This window comes from Flavobacterium cupreum (assembly GCF_003996965.1).
Lineage (GTDB): Bacteria > Bacteroidota > Bacteroidia > Flavobacteriales > Flavobacteriaceae > Flavobacterium > Flavobacterium cupreum.
Window position 1 is genome coordinate 82,692 of the sequence record NZ_QWDM01000011.1, and the last position, 15,216, is coordinate 97,907.

Sequence of the window (15,216 nt, forward strand, 5' to 3'; positions counted from 1 at the left end):
ATTCCCACAAATATAAATGATTTTCATCTGAGTTCAAAATTTTTAATAAAATAAGGTGTTCCAGCCGCATCATCGTACGTTTAATCTTCTTTTTTACCAGTATTTAAAAATTTCCAAATCCGAAAAACATCTTTCTGAATTCCGTCGGATTTACGCCCCTGTGTTTTTTGAACATATTATTAAAATGACTTTTATCGGTAAACCCAAATTCGGCAGAAATTTCATTAATACGCATGTCTGTATTCAACAGGCGGTTTTCGATTAATTTAAGCTTATAATTGGTCTGGTATTCCTGTAATGTCTCATTGGTGTGCTTGCGGAAAAAACGCGCGAGATACGTTTCGGAAATTCCGAATTTATTACTGATGTGAAATCCTTTAAGCTTTTCAGGATCATAAATATTGGCCTGTACATATTGTAAAATCCGAACCACTTTCTGATCACTATGTTCGTTGATTTTCTCCGGAAGGCTCATCATAATATTTCGGGCAATGATGACCAGGAGCGTTTTGATGTAATGTGAGAGTAATTCGGTGTGGTACAATCCTCTGTTGCCGTGTTCCCTGATAATGGCTTCCATTATGGGCTGAACGATAATAATATCGTCCTCATTTTTTATAACACAGCCCGGTTCGTGTGATGCATTTTTAAGGATTATTTCAATTCGCTGTAATAATTCCTGCTGGTAAATCCCGCTTAAGTAATAATTATTAAATCGAATGAAAAATAATTGTGTGGGTTCTTCAAAATCAAAACTGTGCTGGTCGTCGGGAGTCAGCAAAAACAAATCACCTGTTTTGTAGGGAAGTGTATTGTTGTTAATGTGCTGTATTCCGCTGCCTTGAACTATGTATGCCAGTTCGAAAAAACTGTGCATGTGTCCGCCTCTTGGGCATTCTTCCGTTAATTCTTTCAGAACCAGTTCGTAAGGTTCATGTAATACATCGTTTGTCATAACAAAAAAATACACTTTTAGAACATGAATTTACAATAATTTACAGTCAAATATTGCAGAATTTTGCAATAGAAATTTTTAATCATAACAATAATACAAAATATAAAAATATGAAAGCACTTTCCTTGAAGAATTTAAGTCCAATTTTCAGATTAAAGAAATGCCCAAACCCATGCCGGCAAACGGAGAAGTTTTGGTGAGGATAAAGTCCAGCGGAATCAATGTGCTGGATACAAAAATCAAAGCCGGAAATGCAGCGCATGCACAAGTATTACTTCCTGCAATTCTGGGTGTTGACATGGCAGGAATAGTCGAAAGTGTCGGTCAGGGCGTAACAGCTTTTTGAGGTTTATGGAATGACGGGTGGTATTGGCGGGGTACAAGGTTCTCTGGCAGAATACGCTGCCGTAGATGCCCGATTGCTGGCCATAAAACCAGCTTCTTTGTCTTTTAAAGAAGCTGCTGCAATTCCGCTGGCCTTTATCACCGCCTGGGAAGCGCTTGTTGATAAGGCAAAAATTGGAGAAGGAATGACCCTCTTGATTCACGGCGGATCGGGAAGTGTCGGACATATTGCCATTCAGCTGGCGAAATCCTTCGGTGCAAAAGTATTCGCTACCGGAAGCGCTGAAAATTTAAAGGAGATAGAAGAGTACGGAGTTACTGCGATTGATTACAATGCTGTCCCCGTAGCGGAATACATTGATCTTTATACGGACGGAAAAGGATTTGATGTTATTCTGGATACTGTCGGAGGAACTGTTTTGGATAATTCATTTCTGGCAGTCAAAAAATATACCGGACATGTCGTGAGTATTTTAGGCTGGGGCTCCCATAGTCTGGCTCCGCTCTCTTTTCGTGGAGGAACTTATTCGGGCGTGTTTACATTAGCACCGCTTCTTTCCGGTGAAGGAAGGGAACATCATGGAGAAATCATGAAAAATGCTACTCAGCTTGCTAATTCCGGACAGCTAAAACCAGAGGTTAACCCGAAAGATTTTTCTTTTGAAAACATTGAAGAAGCTTATAATGGTCTCGAAAACCACACTTTTAAAAACAGGGCAATTGTCCTCATTTAATTTTAAAATAAAAGAGGAAAAGAATTAAACTCTTTTCCTCTTTTTCGATTTATATACTTTGCCCTAAAAAATCACGAAACCACAATCCGGATTGTTTGATGGTTCTTTTCTGGGTTTCAAAATCAATATGGATTAGCCCGAATCTGGCGTTGTATCCTTCGGCCCATTCAAAATTATCGGTAAGGCTCCACACAAAATAACCTTCAACATTATAGCCGTCTTTTTTGGCTTTTAATAATTGCTCTAAGTGATCGCGAATGTATTGTGTGCGACGGATATCATATACTTTTCCGTTTTTGACTTCGTCAGGAAAAGCGGCACCGTTTTCGGTAATGATAATTTTCTTTATGCCTTTGTAAGCATTAAATCTTTTGATCGTATGATAAAGGGCAGGAGGGTAGACTTCCCAGCCCATCTCGGTAGCGATTACATTTCTTTTCTCCGCGCTTACCAATTCAGCTCCGATATAAGGAGTCAGCAAGGAGGCTTTTACGATTTCCCTGGTATAACATTGCAGGCCGATAAAATCGAAATCAAAAGACAAATTATTTAAATCATCTCCTATAATATAGCTGTTCAGTTTTTTAAGAACAGCTAAATCCTCTTTTGGATAGCCAAGCCCTAAAATAGGTTCTATAAAAGTTCTGTTGAGTAAAGTATCGACCCGTTTTGTAGCTTCTACATCTTTTGGCTTTTCCGTTTCAGGTTCAATATGCGTACAGGAAAAGGTGGTGCCAATATTGGCTTCCGGAACTTTCTCCCGCAATATTTTTCCTCCGGCGGCTGTGGCCAGTGTGACGTGATGTATGGCTTTAAGATAATTGGTAAGGCCTTTTCTGCCCGGCGCATGTATGCCCAGAAAATAACCTGCACCTGTAAAAACAGACGGTTCATTGATTACCATCCAGTTTTTTACGCGGTCGCCGAAATGTTGTGCGCATACTTCTGTATAATCTGAAAACCAGGAAACCGATTCGCGGTTGGTCCAGCCTCCTTTTTCTTCTAAAGCATGAGGTAAATCCCAATGATAAAGCGTGACCCAGGGTTCGATATTGCATTCTAATAAAAAATCGATGATTTTGTTATAGTAATCAATGCCGGATTGGTTTACGGGATGAATTCCGTTGGGCATAATTCGGGGCCAACTGATAGAGAATCTAAAGTTAGGAATGTTTAATTCACGAATTAATGCAATGTCATCCTTATAGTAATTATAGAAATCACAGGCTGAAAGGGCATGATCGCCATTTTTTATCTTACCTTTTTTTGAGGTAAAAACATCCCAGATAGAAGCGCCCTTACCATCGGCGTCGTGTGCTCCCTCAATTTGGAATGCTGCTGTGGAAACTCCCCACAGGAAATCCTCTCCAAATTGTTCTTTATTTAAAAGTGCGTTTTCTGTTTTATTCATTTAAATGCTGCTTTCCTTTATGATATGAAGTGTATTAATGAAGGAAAGTAGATTGCATAGCTCTTAAAAAAAGCCATTCTTTAAAGGACGTCAGGAATTTTAGGGAGAAGAATTTCATGGTATTTAGTTTTAATCAAATTAATAAAAAAGATATAAACTAATCGTAATGTAAAGGTTATGAAATAGTTAACTATTATTTTGTTTTTAAACAATGAAAATAAGATGGAAAAAACACGTCTGAGTAAAACCTGATGATAATGCAAAGTTTCAGGTCAAAAATATCTTAAAATATAAATTATGTAAGAAAATCGAAAAATTGTAGAACATTCCTCAAGTTGTTTCCTGTTAATTTTGTCTTATATAATTCAAACAAATAAATAATTAAACAAATCAGATCATGAAAAATTTAAAAAAAATATTATTCGTAGTAGCTTTAGGCTTGGGTATGTTCGCAACATCTTGCAGTAACGATGATAATGAAGGAGAAACAATTGTGCCTCTACAAGGAAAATACAATCTTAGTAAACAAGGTATTGTTGCTCCGGACGGAAGTGAGCAATTAGTTGATGCTCCTGAAAATGCAAGTGGTTGTAACAGAGATTACTTAGAATTAAAATTAAGTAATACAGCAGTTATCGGTGATTACGATGGTGCTAACTGTGCCTTAGTAGAAACTACAGGTACTTACGTAAGATCTCATAATGATTTGACTCTTGTTATCGGTGGTGTAACTACGACTTCAGATATCATGAATCTTACTAACAAAGAATTAAAAATAAAAGATAAAACTACTGGTATCATTACTGTTTATACCAGATAGTAAAAACTTTGAGCTCAAGCCTGATCTAACGATTGGGATTAAAGCGGAAACGACTTGTGAAGTTGTTTCCGTTTTTTTTTGTCCTTAATTTAAATTTCTGAATAGGGAATATAAATGTCAAAAGAGGCACCAACATTTAGTTCTCCCTTAGCAGAAATAAATCCTTTATGATTTTCCACAATTTTTTTTACGATTGCAAGCCCAATTCCGGTTCCGTTGTATAATTCTCTTCCGTGCAGACGCTGAAAGACTTCAAATATTTTGGCGTTGTACTGCTGGTCAAAGCCAATGCCATTGTCAGAAATACTTATATGACAGTATTGTTTTTTATCTTTAAGAAGTTCGTTATTAAAGTTTTCACCTTTATCTATTTTACATTTTATTTTTATGACCGGTGTAATTTCCGGTTTTGAAAATTTAATAGAATTGCTGACGAGATTATAAATCAATTGTCTGAATTGAAATGGGATAACCCCTAATTCACAGCCCTCAATGATTTCTACGACAGCGTTTTTTTGTTCCAGTTCTTCTTTTAAATCTTCCTTAACTTCATTGATGATTTCAGCAAGGTCAGTTTTTTCAAAAACCCTTTCCAAAGTACTGGTTCTGGAATAGGAAAGTAAATCATTAATCAGGGTTTGCATTCTTTGGGCAGCATTTTGCATTCTCTGGAATTTGTCTTTCCCGATTTCAGAAAGATTCTGAGATTCTCTTTCTATAATTTGTGTCGCAAAAGTCTGGATTTTCCTTAAAGGCTCCTGTAAATCATGGCTTGAGATATAAGCAAAAGACTGAAGTTCCTTATTCATTTTCTCGAGATCAATATTGTTTTTCTCCAGTTCCTTTGTCCGTTCTGCTACCTGTTTTTCTAATTCATGGGTAAAAGCTTTCTCGGTCTGGATATCTGTAAAAGCACCAACCCATTTTATAATTTTATTGTCTTTATCCAAAACGGGTTCGCCAATTGCCGTATGCCATCGGTAACCTCCGTTTTTATTTTTTATACGGACATCACAACGGTAAGGTTCACCTGTTGCCAGGCTGTGGCTCCATGTTTTCGCATTTTCTTCAAAATCATTCGGATGGATCATGGATCTCCATTCTTCTTCCCCTTTCGGATGAATTCCCGTGAATTCCAGCCATTTTCCAGATGCAAACAAAGCATTTCCTTTTTCGTCTGTTTCCCATATTAGCTGAGGGATACTTTCGGTCAGCGAACGGAAACGTTTCTCGCTTTCTTCTATTTTTTTTCTGGCTTCTACTTTTTCCGTAACATCAATTAAGGTAATTTTTATTCCCGAAATGGTATCGTCTGCCTCATTTAGCGGGGCGTATTCAAAATCAATATAAAATTTTTGTTTCCCATTTTCTCCCTCAATGAATAATAAGGATTCCGATTCGGAATGCACTTTTCCGGTTTTAGTAACTTCATTTAAAAGCCGTGCGTATTTTTGCTGCTTCAGTTCTGGAAATACATCAAATATTTTTTTTCCCTGAACGTCGCTTTCTTTTCTTTTCCAGATGTTTTTCAATAATGCTACATTGGCCATTTCGATTACCAAATCACTGCCTTTGAGTATTGCTTTTGGCACAGGAGACTGCATAACGAGATTTCGGAATCTTTTTTCGCTCTCTTCAATTTTTTCCTGATATTGTTTTTCTTCCGTAATATCCCGAATCGTACCTAAAAGCTTTTCCGGTTGGTTGTTTAAATCAAAAAACACTTTTCCTTTGGCTTCTACCCAATGAATCGACTGATCCTCCCAGATTAATCGTGCTTCATAATGTATGTATCCCGAAGCAAAAGCCTCTTTGAATGCTTTCTCTCTCACATGCAGATCATCAGGATGGAGGTGTTTGACCAGCTGGCTGTGGGTTAACGTTAAATTGTTTTTGTTGCCGGTTACAATTTCTATGTATCGTTCGGAGTACTGGAAGTCTTTGGTTTTTACATTCAGTTCCCAGGTGCCAAGTTCGCTGGCATCTACGATAATATTTAGTCTTTCTTCGTTCAGTTCTGTTTTTTTTCTGGCTTCGACTTTTTCGGTTACTTCGGTTACGGTAACGATCATTCCGGAAATTTCGCCATCTTCTTCTTTTAAAGGATGATAAAGGAAATCAAAATAGCAGATTTCTTCTTTCCCGTAACGGTTTATAGGAACGGGAAGCTCATTTCCATGGTAGGGAATACCTGTTGTGAGAACACTTTCCAATAGTGAATTTACGGTTTCCCTAACCTCCGGCAAGGAGTCGAACAGCGGCCTGCCGACAAAATCAGCTTCCGATCTGCCCACCAGTTTGAGATAGGCTTCATTGGCCATTTCGACCATATAATTCTGACCCCGCAAAATAGTTATTCCAACAGGAGCCTGTTTTACGGTATTACGGAAACGTTTGTCGCTTTCTTCTATTTTTTTCTTGGCAACGTTCAGATCGGTAAGGTCAACTCCGGTGTTCATTACGCCATAAATATTTCCATTTATATCATATAATGGTGTCAGGCTGTAGTTGAAATAATGGGTCTGCAGTTTTCCTTCTATAGTAAGGTCAAGAGGTGTATTTGTGGTATGAAAAGATTTTCCGGTATCAAAAACATTTTTTATCTGCTCAAATACAAGCTGATTATCAAGTTCCGGAAGTACATCTTTAAAGGACTTTCCGATAACATCATTTCCTTTGCCCCATAAATTTATGATTGATTCATTGGCAAGTTCAACGGTCATCTCTTCTCCAACATACACCGCAATTGGAAAAGGAGCATTTTCGACCAATTGCCTGATTTTTTGTTCATTTTCTACGACTTTGGAACGTGCCATTACCTGTGGTGTTACCTCTGTCGCTATTGCTACAATACCCGAAATGTTTCCATCAGGTTCTGTCAGGGCTTCATATACAAAATTGATGTAAGTATTTTCTATGCTGCCTTTTCGCGGTAGCTGCACAAGATGTTCGTTGGCAATGAATTTTTCGCCTGTGTTATAAACGTTCTCGAGTACGTCTACGAGATATTGATTTTTGGTTTCGGGTAATGCTTCAAAAATGGGTTTGTTGAGTACGTCCTCACTTTTTACGCCCCATAACTCAATCATTTGTTTATTGGCAATTTCAACAATAAAGTCTTTACCTCTAAAGACACACATGGCAACAGGGGCCTGCATGATATTATTGATAAACCGGGCATTGCTTTCTTTTAATGCTTCGGTAGTTTTTTTCCTTTCGGTAGTTTCTATAACCGTCACCAGTATACCGCCTACTTCTCCGTCTTCTTTTTTAATCGGGCTGTAGGAGAAATCAAAATAGCATTCTTCTGTAAATCCGTTTCTGTTTAAAGGCACCATAAAATCAGGAGAACTAACAGCTTTCCCGGTCCTTACTTCATCGAACATCGGACTAATAGTTTCCCAGATTTCAGAAAATGTTATTTCTGAGCTTATTCCTAAAGCCTGAGGATGTTTGCTGGTGCCAAGAATAGGACGAAATGCATCATTATACAACTGCGTGTACTTTTCACCCCAGGCAATATACATTCCAAAAGGATTGTGCAGCATAACCGTAACCATGGTCTGAAGACTGTTCGGCCAGTTTCCAGGATCTCCGAGAGGAGTTTTGCTCCAGTCCGTAGCACGAATCTGTTCGCCCATTTCTCCGCCACCCGCCAGAAAATAATGCTCGTTATTTGTATGCCCCATTCAAATAAAATTTATGGTTGAAGGATGAAATGCTCTTTTACAGGTTGTTTGAAATTACTCTCAGCAGTTATGGCAAGTGCATTTCCGATCACTTTTTTTAATTTAGAAAAATCACCGGGTTTCCGGATGTAATACAGTGCCCCTTTTTCATATACGTTATCCACAATATTCATGTCAAGCGAAGTCGAAAAGATGATCACCGCAAGGTTTTGAAGTCTCTCAATTTTTTTTATTTCAGTCAGACACTCAAAACCATTTTTTCTGGGCATATTTAAGTCCAGAAAAAGGAGGTCAGGAAGATTTTCTGCAGACTTATCAGCTAAGAAATCCATAAGCTGTACACCGTCATTAACCGTTACAAGTGATACTGGTAAAAGCAGTTCTTCCAGCGCTTCCTTAAAAAAAGCACAATCATCTTCGTCATCGTCTGCAAGTAAAAGATTGTAATTTTGTTTCATTTTGTTACTGTAAAATTTAATGTGATGCCATTTTTGTTTTAAAAACAAGTCTTTTTTAGATTAATTCGGAATGTGTTTTACCTAAAATGTGTCAAAAGGTCCAGTCATCTTATTTGTATAACAGGCATTTAAATTTAGGACTACTAAAATGGATTAATTAATCTTAAATCCTATCTGGCTTTTATCCTGCTAATATAAAACTAATTTTATTAAGGTTTTTATCAAAATTAGTCAATTTAAGCAAGAAAAAAGAGCGAAAAGTTGTGTTATAATTTCCGCTGAATTTAGTAGTGAAAAGTAGAATCTGAACTTATATATTCCAAAATTTTTTCTGACATGGAGTGCTTAATTTTCCCGTTACTCTTTTAAAATTGTTGTTGGTCGAAATAGTGTGTGACAGCATACAAATTTACTTTAAATTTAAATTTTAATGAGCTTACAAACACCCGAGTACTTATGAACCTGATTAAAACTTCTTTTCTGCTGCTGCTTTTTTTCTTTGCAATACCATCAATTACATCTCAGGAGTTGGTGAAATCCCCGGCACCATTTGGTCCTGTGCCTACACAAAAGCAAGTGAACTGGCATGAAATGGAGTTTTATGCGTTTGTACATTTTTCGCTAAATACCTTTACCAATAAAGAATGGGGGTATGGAGACGAATCTCCCGAATTATTCAATCCGTCTAATGTGGATGTACGCCAATGGGCGCGCGTTGCTAAGGAAGCAGGCATGAAAGGCATTATACTGGTGGCCAAACATCATGACGGATTTTGCCTGTGGCCATCGGCTTATACAGAACGTTCGGTGAAAAATTCTCCCTGGGAAAACGGAAAAGGTGATCTGGTAAAAGAACTGGCTGCAGCCTGTAAAGAGTATGACTTAAAATTAGGTTTATACCTTTCTCCGTGGGACAGAAACCACCCTGAATATGGCAAACCGGAATATATTACGTATTTCAGAAATCAATTGAAAGAATTACTGACCAATTACGGAGATGTTTTCGAAATGTGGTTTGATGGTGCCAACGGCGGTGACGGTTATTACGGAGGGGCAAATGAAACCCGAAAAATAAATACATTAGAATATTATAATTGGGATGAAACCTATAAGATGATCTATAAACTAGCGCCCAAAACACTTGTCTGGGGAGTAGGACCTTCTGAAGCCAGATGGATTGGGAATGAAGAAGGCCGCGCCGGAAAAACAAACTGGAGCCTTTTGCGTCAAAAGGATGAACTTGCCGGAAAAGTACATTACACAGCATTTATGTCCGGGCATGAAGACGGAGAAAAATGGGTTCCCGGAGAAGCTGATGTCTCCATAAGACCGGGATGGTTTTACCATGCGGTGGAAGATGATAAAGTACGCCCACTGGATGAAATGGTGGATATTTATTATGAATCAATAGGCCGAAATGCTAATTTATTATTGAATCTTCCGGTGGACAGAAGAGGTCTGGTGCATGAAAATGATGTAGCCCGACTGAAAGAATTAGTGGCGACTATAAAAGCAGATTTTAAAACAGAACTACTATCCAAAAGCAAAGTAACTGCTGCTAATGTCAGGGGAAACAAAGCGGAGTTTGCTGCCAAAAATGTTATCGATGGCAATAAAGATACCTTTTGGGCAACTGATGACACGATAAAATCGGCCTCTATTGAATTCACTTTTGACCAGCCAACAGCAATTGACCGAATCCTGCTTCAGGAATATATAAAGTTAGGGCAACGCGTGAAAGCCTTTACGGTGGAAGCCAAAGTGGACGGTCAGTGGAAAACTATTGCAAATGAAACCACTATTGGTTACAAACGAATTTTAAGACTGGAAAGGGTAGTGGCATCGGTCCTTAGAATAAATATTACCGATTCAAAAGCCAGTGTGGTTATTTCGAATATTGAGGGGTACAATGCGCCAACATTTGTACGTGCCCCAGAAATTCAACGTGATAAAAACGGAACGGTTACGATTACTTCTGAACCCGGAAATGCCATCTATTATACTGTAGACGGAAAAAACCCAACCCTAAAAAGCAATATATATAAAGGAGCATTCCAATATAATAAAGCAGTTCAGATCAAAGCAATTGCCGTCAATCAGGAAGAAAAAATTAGCAGTGCCATAACTACAGCGAAGTACGGAGTATCTAAAGAAAAATGGAAAGTGATTTCTGCCACAAGCGGCGATCTTACTACTGCAAACCGTATTATAGACGGAAACCCAAATACAGACTGGGGGTTTGGTAATGAATCCAACAAGCTTCCACAGCAGATCATCTTAGATATGGGAGCTGTCCTGAAAATAAAAGGGTTTACCTATGTTCCGCAACAGGTAGGAAACAATCTTAACCTGATCTCCCATTACGAATTTTACACCAGTACAGACGCCGTAAACTGGACCAGACAATCGGAAGGGGAATTTTCGAATATCAAAAATAATCCGATTGAGCAATTTAAAGTATTTGCTGAGGTTAAGGCCCGATACATCCGCTTCGTTGCCCTTGCTGCAGTCGGAAAAGGACAGTCGGTCTCGATAGCGGAAATAAACGTTATCGAATAGCATTGGTCGTTGTTAATTGGTCGCTGATTTTTTTAAAGTTTCTAATTATGTCTTTTGCCGAAGGTTTTACGTTATTAGTCGAATTTTTAATTTTTTACATTCATAAATATCTAATTTTAACATATTAATAAATGAATTAGAATCAAATGATTAAAGAAGATATACATTTTAAAGAAGCTGGAAAGTTTGAGGAAACACGTTTCGAAAAGATTCACAATGTGATTTTTGAATCGTCTCAGGAAGCTTCAGTTTTAGTGGCTCAGGAAATAGCAAATATAATTCAACGGAAAGAAGAATTAAATGAACCTTGCGTTTTAGGGCTGGCAACAGGATCTTCTCCAATTAAAGTTTATGAAGAATTAGTTAGATTACATAAAGAAGAAGGTTTGAATTTTTCAAACGTAGTGACCTTCAATCTGGATGAATATTATCCGATGGACCGAAATAATATTCAGAGTTACCATCACTTTATGCATGAGCACCTTTTTAATCATGTGAACATTCTTCCGGAAAATATCAATATTCCCGACGGAAACATAAGCAACGAGGATTTACAGCAATATTGCATCGATTACGAAATGAAAATTAAAGCATATGGCGGACTGGATTTTCAGCTTTTAGGAATTGGAAGAACGGGACACATTGGTTTTAATGAACCCGGATCACACGTAAATTCAGGAACAAGAAGTATCACGCTGGATCATTTGACGCGTATAGATGCTGCCTCTTCGTTTTTGGGGATTGACAATGTACCGCGAAAAGCCATTACAATGGGAATTGGTACGGTAAAAAATGCCAAAAGGATTGTACTGCTTGGATGGGGAATCAGCAAAGCGGGAATTATAAAGAATACTATAGAAGGAGAGATTTCTTCACGCGTACCGGCAACGTATTTACAAGAGCACAACAACACAACATTTGTTTTAGATACAGAAGCTTCGTCCGAACTAACGAGAGTAAAAACACCGTGGTTGGTTAAATCGGTAGTTTGGACAGAAGAACTAAAACTGAAAGCCGTTGCCTGGTTAAGTGAACTGACCAAAAAACCTTTTCTTAAATTAACAGATAAAGATTATAACGACAACGGTATGTCGAGTCTGTTGACAGAAGAAGGAACAGCTTATGACCTGAACATTAAAATGTTCAACAAAATGCAGCAGACCATCACCGGATGGCCTGGCGGAAAACCAAATGCTGACGATACCTACAGACCGGAACGCGCCACTCCGGAAAGAAAAAGAATCATCATTTTCAGTCCGCATCCGGATGACGATGTTATTTCGATGGGAGGAACTTTTGACAGGCTCGTCGAGCAGGGGCATGATGTGCATATCGCTTATCAGACCTCAGGAAATATTGCAGTTTCGAATGAAGAAGCGCTGAAATTTGCTGAAATTTCAAAAGCATTAAATGCCAATTCTGTGGAATCTGAAAATATCATCAACTTTTTGAAAAGCAAAAAAAGCAATGATATTGACTTATTGGAAGTTCGGAAATTAAAAGGATTAATCAGAAGAAGTGAGTCGCTGGCAGCCACCCGATATTTGGGCTTGCCGGATAGCAATGTCAATTTCCTTGACCTGCCTTTCTATGAAACCGGAACTGTAAAGAAAAATAATCTTTCGGAAGCCGATATTGAAATCATGTGTGATATTATCGAAAGAATAAAACCGCATCAGATTTACGCCGCCGGAGATTTGGCAGATCCGCACGGAACCCACAAAGTGTGTCTCGATAGTTTGTTTGAAGCCTTAAAAAGACTAAAAACAAAAAGTTATATGGATGATTGCTGGGTTTGGCTGTATCGCGGTGCGTGGCATGAGTGGGAATCCTATCAGATTGAGATGGCGGTTCCAATGAGTCCTGATCAGGTCCTTAAAAAACGTCATGCTATTTTCTATCACCAGTCTCAGAAAGACGGAGTTATGTTTCAGGGAGACGACAGTCGTGAATTCTGGGTAAGGGTAGAAGACAGAAACAGACTAACAGCAGAAAAATATCATGCTCTAGGATTAGCAGATTATTCCGCTATTGAAGCATTCAAACGTTATTATTTTTAGTTTTCATTGGTTTAAAATACAATAAATTATTTTTTAAAATGGTTTATTTTGGTTAGTTACCTGTATGTTGAAAATGCGGCCTTAGGGTCGCATTTTTTTTATGTGTGGATTTTTTCAACGTAATTTTTGTCTCCCTGAGCGAAGTCGAAGGGCGCAAAGTAATTCCTCCATCAAAATCAAAAAAAAAAGCCGTTGTCAAAGTTTCAAAACTTGACAACGGCTTTTTAAACATTCAATAAGTATTTCGTTTACATCGGAGAATTTAAAATTCGTTGTTTGACATGATCGATATACGATCTTCCAATGACATAGCGAAGTCCTTCAATTTCAATACTGTTTCCTTCAACAGCATCAATTTTGTCAATGGCTATGGTATAGGAACGGTGTATTCTTAAAAAGTTTCTTTCGGGCAATAAATCTGTAAAATCAGATAAGGTGCTGTGAATGATATATTTGCCTGTCAGGGTGTTTATTTTTAAATAATCTTTTAAACTCTCGATCACCAGGATCTCATTAAAAAAGATTTTTTTCATTCTTTTTTTATCAATCTTAACGAAAATAAAGGGGCTTTCAGTGCTGCTTTCCAGGGGAGTAGCAGTACTGCTGCTGCTTAATCTCTTGCTTATTTTATTTAATGTTTTCATTAACCTCGGAAACTCAATAGGTTTTACCAGATAATCCAGCACATCTAATTCGTAGGTTTCTATCGCAAATTGACTATAAGCACTCGTTATTACAAGTAACGGAGGGTTTTCTAAACTTTTAATGAAATTGATGCCATCCAGAACCGGCATATTAATATCAAGAAAAATCACATCAACTTTGTTGTTTTTTACAAAATTCAGGCCTTCTATGGGATTGCTGAAAGTAGCTGCAACCTCAAAATTTTCGACGGCCTCTAAGTAATTTTTAATAACATTGATTGCTAATGGCTCATCATCGATAATCAAACAATTTATTTTCATTTTAGTATAGTATTTATTCTTTATAAAAGAATCCGGGGGGGATAGTATAAAAAAATAGTTTAAGCTGAATTAAGATACCTTAATCACTAGCTTTACGACAAAAATATTCTTTTTATTCTTAAAAGAAAGCTTATAGTCATTTTTATTATATCCTAATTCAAGTCTTTTTTTTACATTTTCAATTCCTATACCACTTGACTTGTTAAAATTGTCTTTATGTACGGTAATTTCCGGTGTAGGGTTTGAAATCGTAAAATGAAGGAAATTTTCTTTGACCTTAAAACTGATGTCAATCGTGACTTTTCCGGTGTTTTTGTTTACGCCGTGTTTAAATGCATTTTCAATAAAAGTCAACAATATTATAGGACTGATTTCCTTGTCATGAATATCTCCCGAAACAGACATTTTTACTTCGAGCCTTTCCCCGTTTCTGATTCGTTCCAGATCAAGGTAATTCTGAATGCAAAGAATTTCGTTTTCCAGGCTTTGTTTTTTATTTTTCGTGTCATAAAGCATATAACGCATCAGCTCTGAAAGTTTGAGCACAATTTTTGGCGTTTTATCTGATTTTTCTACTGCTAAAGAATAAATGTTGTTGAGCGTATTGAAGAAAAAATGTGGGGAAATCTGCGATTTCAGGAAAAGTAATTCGGTTTCCAGTTGCGATTTTTCGAGGTCGGTTACCCTTTTTTGTTCCCTTAGAAAGTCAAAAGTAATCTTGATGGCCGTTACAAAAGTCATGACATAAAGTTCTCCCATCATCATGTCGATCGTGTAATTGAGCGTTAATTTATCTATGGTTTCAGGTCCTTCAGGCCAGACATTGTGCGTGATTAATAAATAGGTCATATTGAATTTTACCACCACCATAATAAAGATGGCAGATAAAATAGAAAGAACATACAGCAGGTATTTTTTTCTATAAATCAGATTGGGCATCAGAATCAGGATATTCAGGTAACAAAGTGCCATGTGTATGGGAAAACCCAATAAATTTGTTTTGAGGGAATAGGCATAATCGTTAAAATAGCTGCCCCAGCGAAACGTATTAAAAACGAAATAAGTTAACCAAAAGATAATGTGATATTGCAATTGGATGCGGTATAATTTGCCTGAATTTAAAATCATGTTATTGGTGGTATTTTGTGACTTTTTTTGATGTTTATCTAAGTTTATGTGTTGTCCGTCTAAATTAGTTTTAATAAAAATGGAAATTATAT

General features: G+C 37.4%; 11 protein-coding genes. 5 read left to right on the top strand and 6 right to left on the bottom strand.

Going from position 1 to position 15,216, the window contains the following annotated elements:
• Positions 1-103: 103 nt before the first annotated feature.
• Positions 104-955 carry an AraC family transcriptional regulator gene (locus tag D0817_RS16830; RefSeq protein WP_127339541.1) on the bottom strand — a complete coding sequence of 284 codons (852 nt, stop codon included), beginning with the start codon at positions 953-955 and terminating at the stop codon, positions 104-106.
• 160 nt (positions 956-1,115) lie between these two features.
• Here D0817_RS16830 and D0817_RS26100 point away from each other — a divergent pair, with 160 nt between their 5' ends.
• Together D0817_RS26100 and D0817_RS16835 are read left to right on the top strand one after the other, a co-directional pair.
• The gene (locus D0817_RS26100; RefSeq protein ID WP_202866488.1) at positions 1,116-1,301 is read left to right on the top strand and encodes an alcohol dehydrogenase catalytic domain-containing protein; all 186 of its coding nucleotides are present in this window, start codon (positions 1,116-1,118) and stop codon (positions 1,299-1,301) included.
• Between the two features lie 10 nt (positions 1,302-1,311).
• Positions 1,312-2,034 (top strand): zinc-binding dehydrogenase, encoded by a 723-nt coding sequence (locus D0817_RS16835; RefSeq protein ID WP_202866489.1) that lies wholly within the window; start codon positions 1,312-1,314, stop codon positions 2,032-2,034.
• Positions 2,035-2,083: 49 nt separating this feature from the next.
• Here the strand turns inward: D0817_RS16835 and D0817_RS16840 are convergent, their stop codons facing one another.
• Positions 2,084-3,445: a GH1 family beta-glucosidase gene (locus D0817_RS16840; protein WP_127339542.1), complete on the bottom strand. Its 1,362-nt coding sequence runs from the start codon at positions 3,443-3,445 to the stop codon at positions 2,084-2,086.
• A 397-nt stretch (positions 3,446-3,842) separates the two neighbouring features.
• Here D0817_RS16840 and D0817_RS16845 point away from each other — a divergent pair, with 397 nt between their 5' ends.
• Entirely contained in the window at positions 3,843-4,265 is a 423-nt protein-coding gene (locus D0817_RS16845; RefSeq protein WP_127339543.1) for a lipocalin family protein, read from the top strand.
• Between the two features lie 89 nt (positions 4,266-4,354).
• Here the strand turns inward: D0817_RS16845 and D0817_RS16850 are convergent, their stop codons facing one another.
• Positions 4,355-7,954 (bottom strand): PAS domain S-box protein, encoded by a 3,600-nt coding sequence (locus tag D0817_RS16850; protein ID WP_127339544.1) that lies wholly within the window; start codon positions 7,952-7,954, stop codon positions 4,355-4,357.
• An 11-nt stretch (positions 7,955-7,965) separates the two neighbouring features.
• Complete coding sequence (locus tag D0817_RS16855) at positions 7,966-8,412, bottom strand: response regulator (protein ID WP_127339545.1); 447 nt, start codon at positions 8,410-8,412, stop codon at positions 7,966-7,968.
• 456 nt (positions 8,413-8,868) lie between these two features.
• Here D0817_RS16855 and D0817_RS16860 point away from each other — a divergent pair, with 456 nt between their 5' ends.
• Positions 8,869-10,971: an alpha-L-fucosidase gene (locus D0817_RS16860; protein ID WP_127339546.1), complete on the top strand. Its 2,103-nt coding sequence runs from the start codon at positions 8,869-8,871 to the stop codon at positions 10,969-10,971.
• Between the two features lie 146 nt (positions 10,972-11,117).
• Positions 11,118-13,031, top strand: coding sequence for a glucosamine-6-phosphate deaminase (nagB, locus tag D0817_RS16865; RefSeq protein ID WP_127339547.1), 1,914 nt, complete (start codon positions 11,118-11,120; stop codon positions 13,029-13,031).
• Positions 13,032-13,279: 248 nt separating this feature from the next.
• On the opposite strand, the gene D0817_RS16870 is transcribed toward nagB, so the two are convergent.
• Positions 13,280-13,996 (bottom strand): LytR/AlgR family response regulator transcription factor, encoded by a 717-nt coding sequence (locus tag D0817_RS16870; protein ID WP_127339548.1) that lies wholly within the window; start codon positions 13,994-13,996, stop codon positions 13,280-13,282.
• Positions 13,997-14,065: 69 nt separating this feature from the next.
• The gene (locus D0817_RS16875; RefSeq protein WP_127339549.1) at positions 14,066-15,124 is read right to left on the bottom strand and encodes a sensor histidine kinase; all 1,059 of its coding nucleotides are present in this window, start codon (positions 15,122-15,124) and stop codon (positions 14,066-14,068) included.
• Positions 15,125-15,216: the final 92 nt, after the last annotated feature.

Excerpts from the sequence above, each read along its gene's own strand:
- D0817_RS16830 (WP_127339541.1), bottom strand. The coding sequence starts at position 955 with ATGACAAACGATGTATTACATGAACCTTACGAACTGGTTCTGAAAGAA.
- D0817_RS26100 (WP_202866488.1), top strand. The coding sequence starts at position 1,116 with ATGCCCAAACCCATGCCGGCAAACGGAGAAGTTTTGGTGAGGATAAAG.
- D0817_RS16835 (WP_202866489.1), top strand. The coding sequence starts at position 1,312 with ATGACGGGTGGTATTGGCGGGGTACAAGGTTCTCTGGCAGAATACGCT.
- D0817_RS16840 (WP_127339542.1), bottom strand. The coding sequence starts at position 3,445 with ATGAATAAAACAGAAAACGCACTTTTAAATAAAGAACAATTTGGAGAG.
- D0817_RS16845 (WP_127339543.1), top strand. The coding sequence starts at position 3,843 with ATGAAAAATTTAAAAAAAATATTATTCGTAGTAGCTTTAGGCTTGGGT.
- D0817_RS16850 (WP_127339544.1), bottom strand. The coding sequence starts at position 7,954 with ATGGGGCATACAAATAACGAGCATTATTTTCTGGCGGGTGGCGGAGAA.
- D0817_RS16855 (WP_127339545.1), bottom strand. The coding sequence starts at position 8,412 with ATGAAACAAAATTACAATCTTTTACTTGCAGACGATGACGAAGATGAT.
- D0817_RS16860 (WP_127339546.1), top strand. The coding sequence starts at position 8,869 with ATGAACCTGATTAAAACTTCTTTTCTGCTGCTGCTTTTTTTCTTTGCA.
- nagB (WP_127339547.1), top strand. The coding sequence starts at position 11,118 with ATGATTAAAGAAGATATACATTTTAAAGAAGCTGGAAAGTTTGAGGAA.
- D0817_RS16870 (WP_127339548.1), bottom strand. The coding sequence starts at position 13,996 with ATGAAAATAAATTGTTTGATTATCGATGATGAGCCATTAGCAATCAAT.
- D0817_RS16875 (WP_127339549.1), bottom strand. The coding sequence starts at position 15,124 with ATGATTTTAAATTCAGGCAAATTATACCGCATCCAATTGCAATATCAC.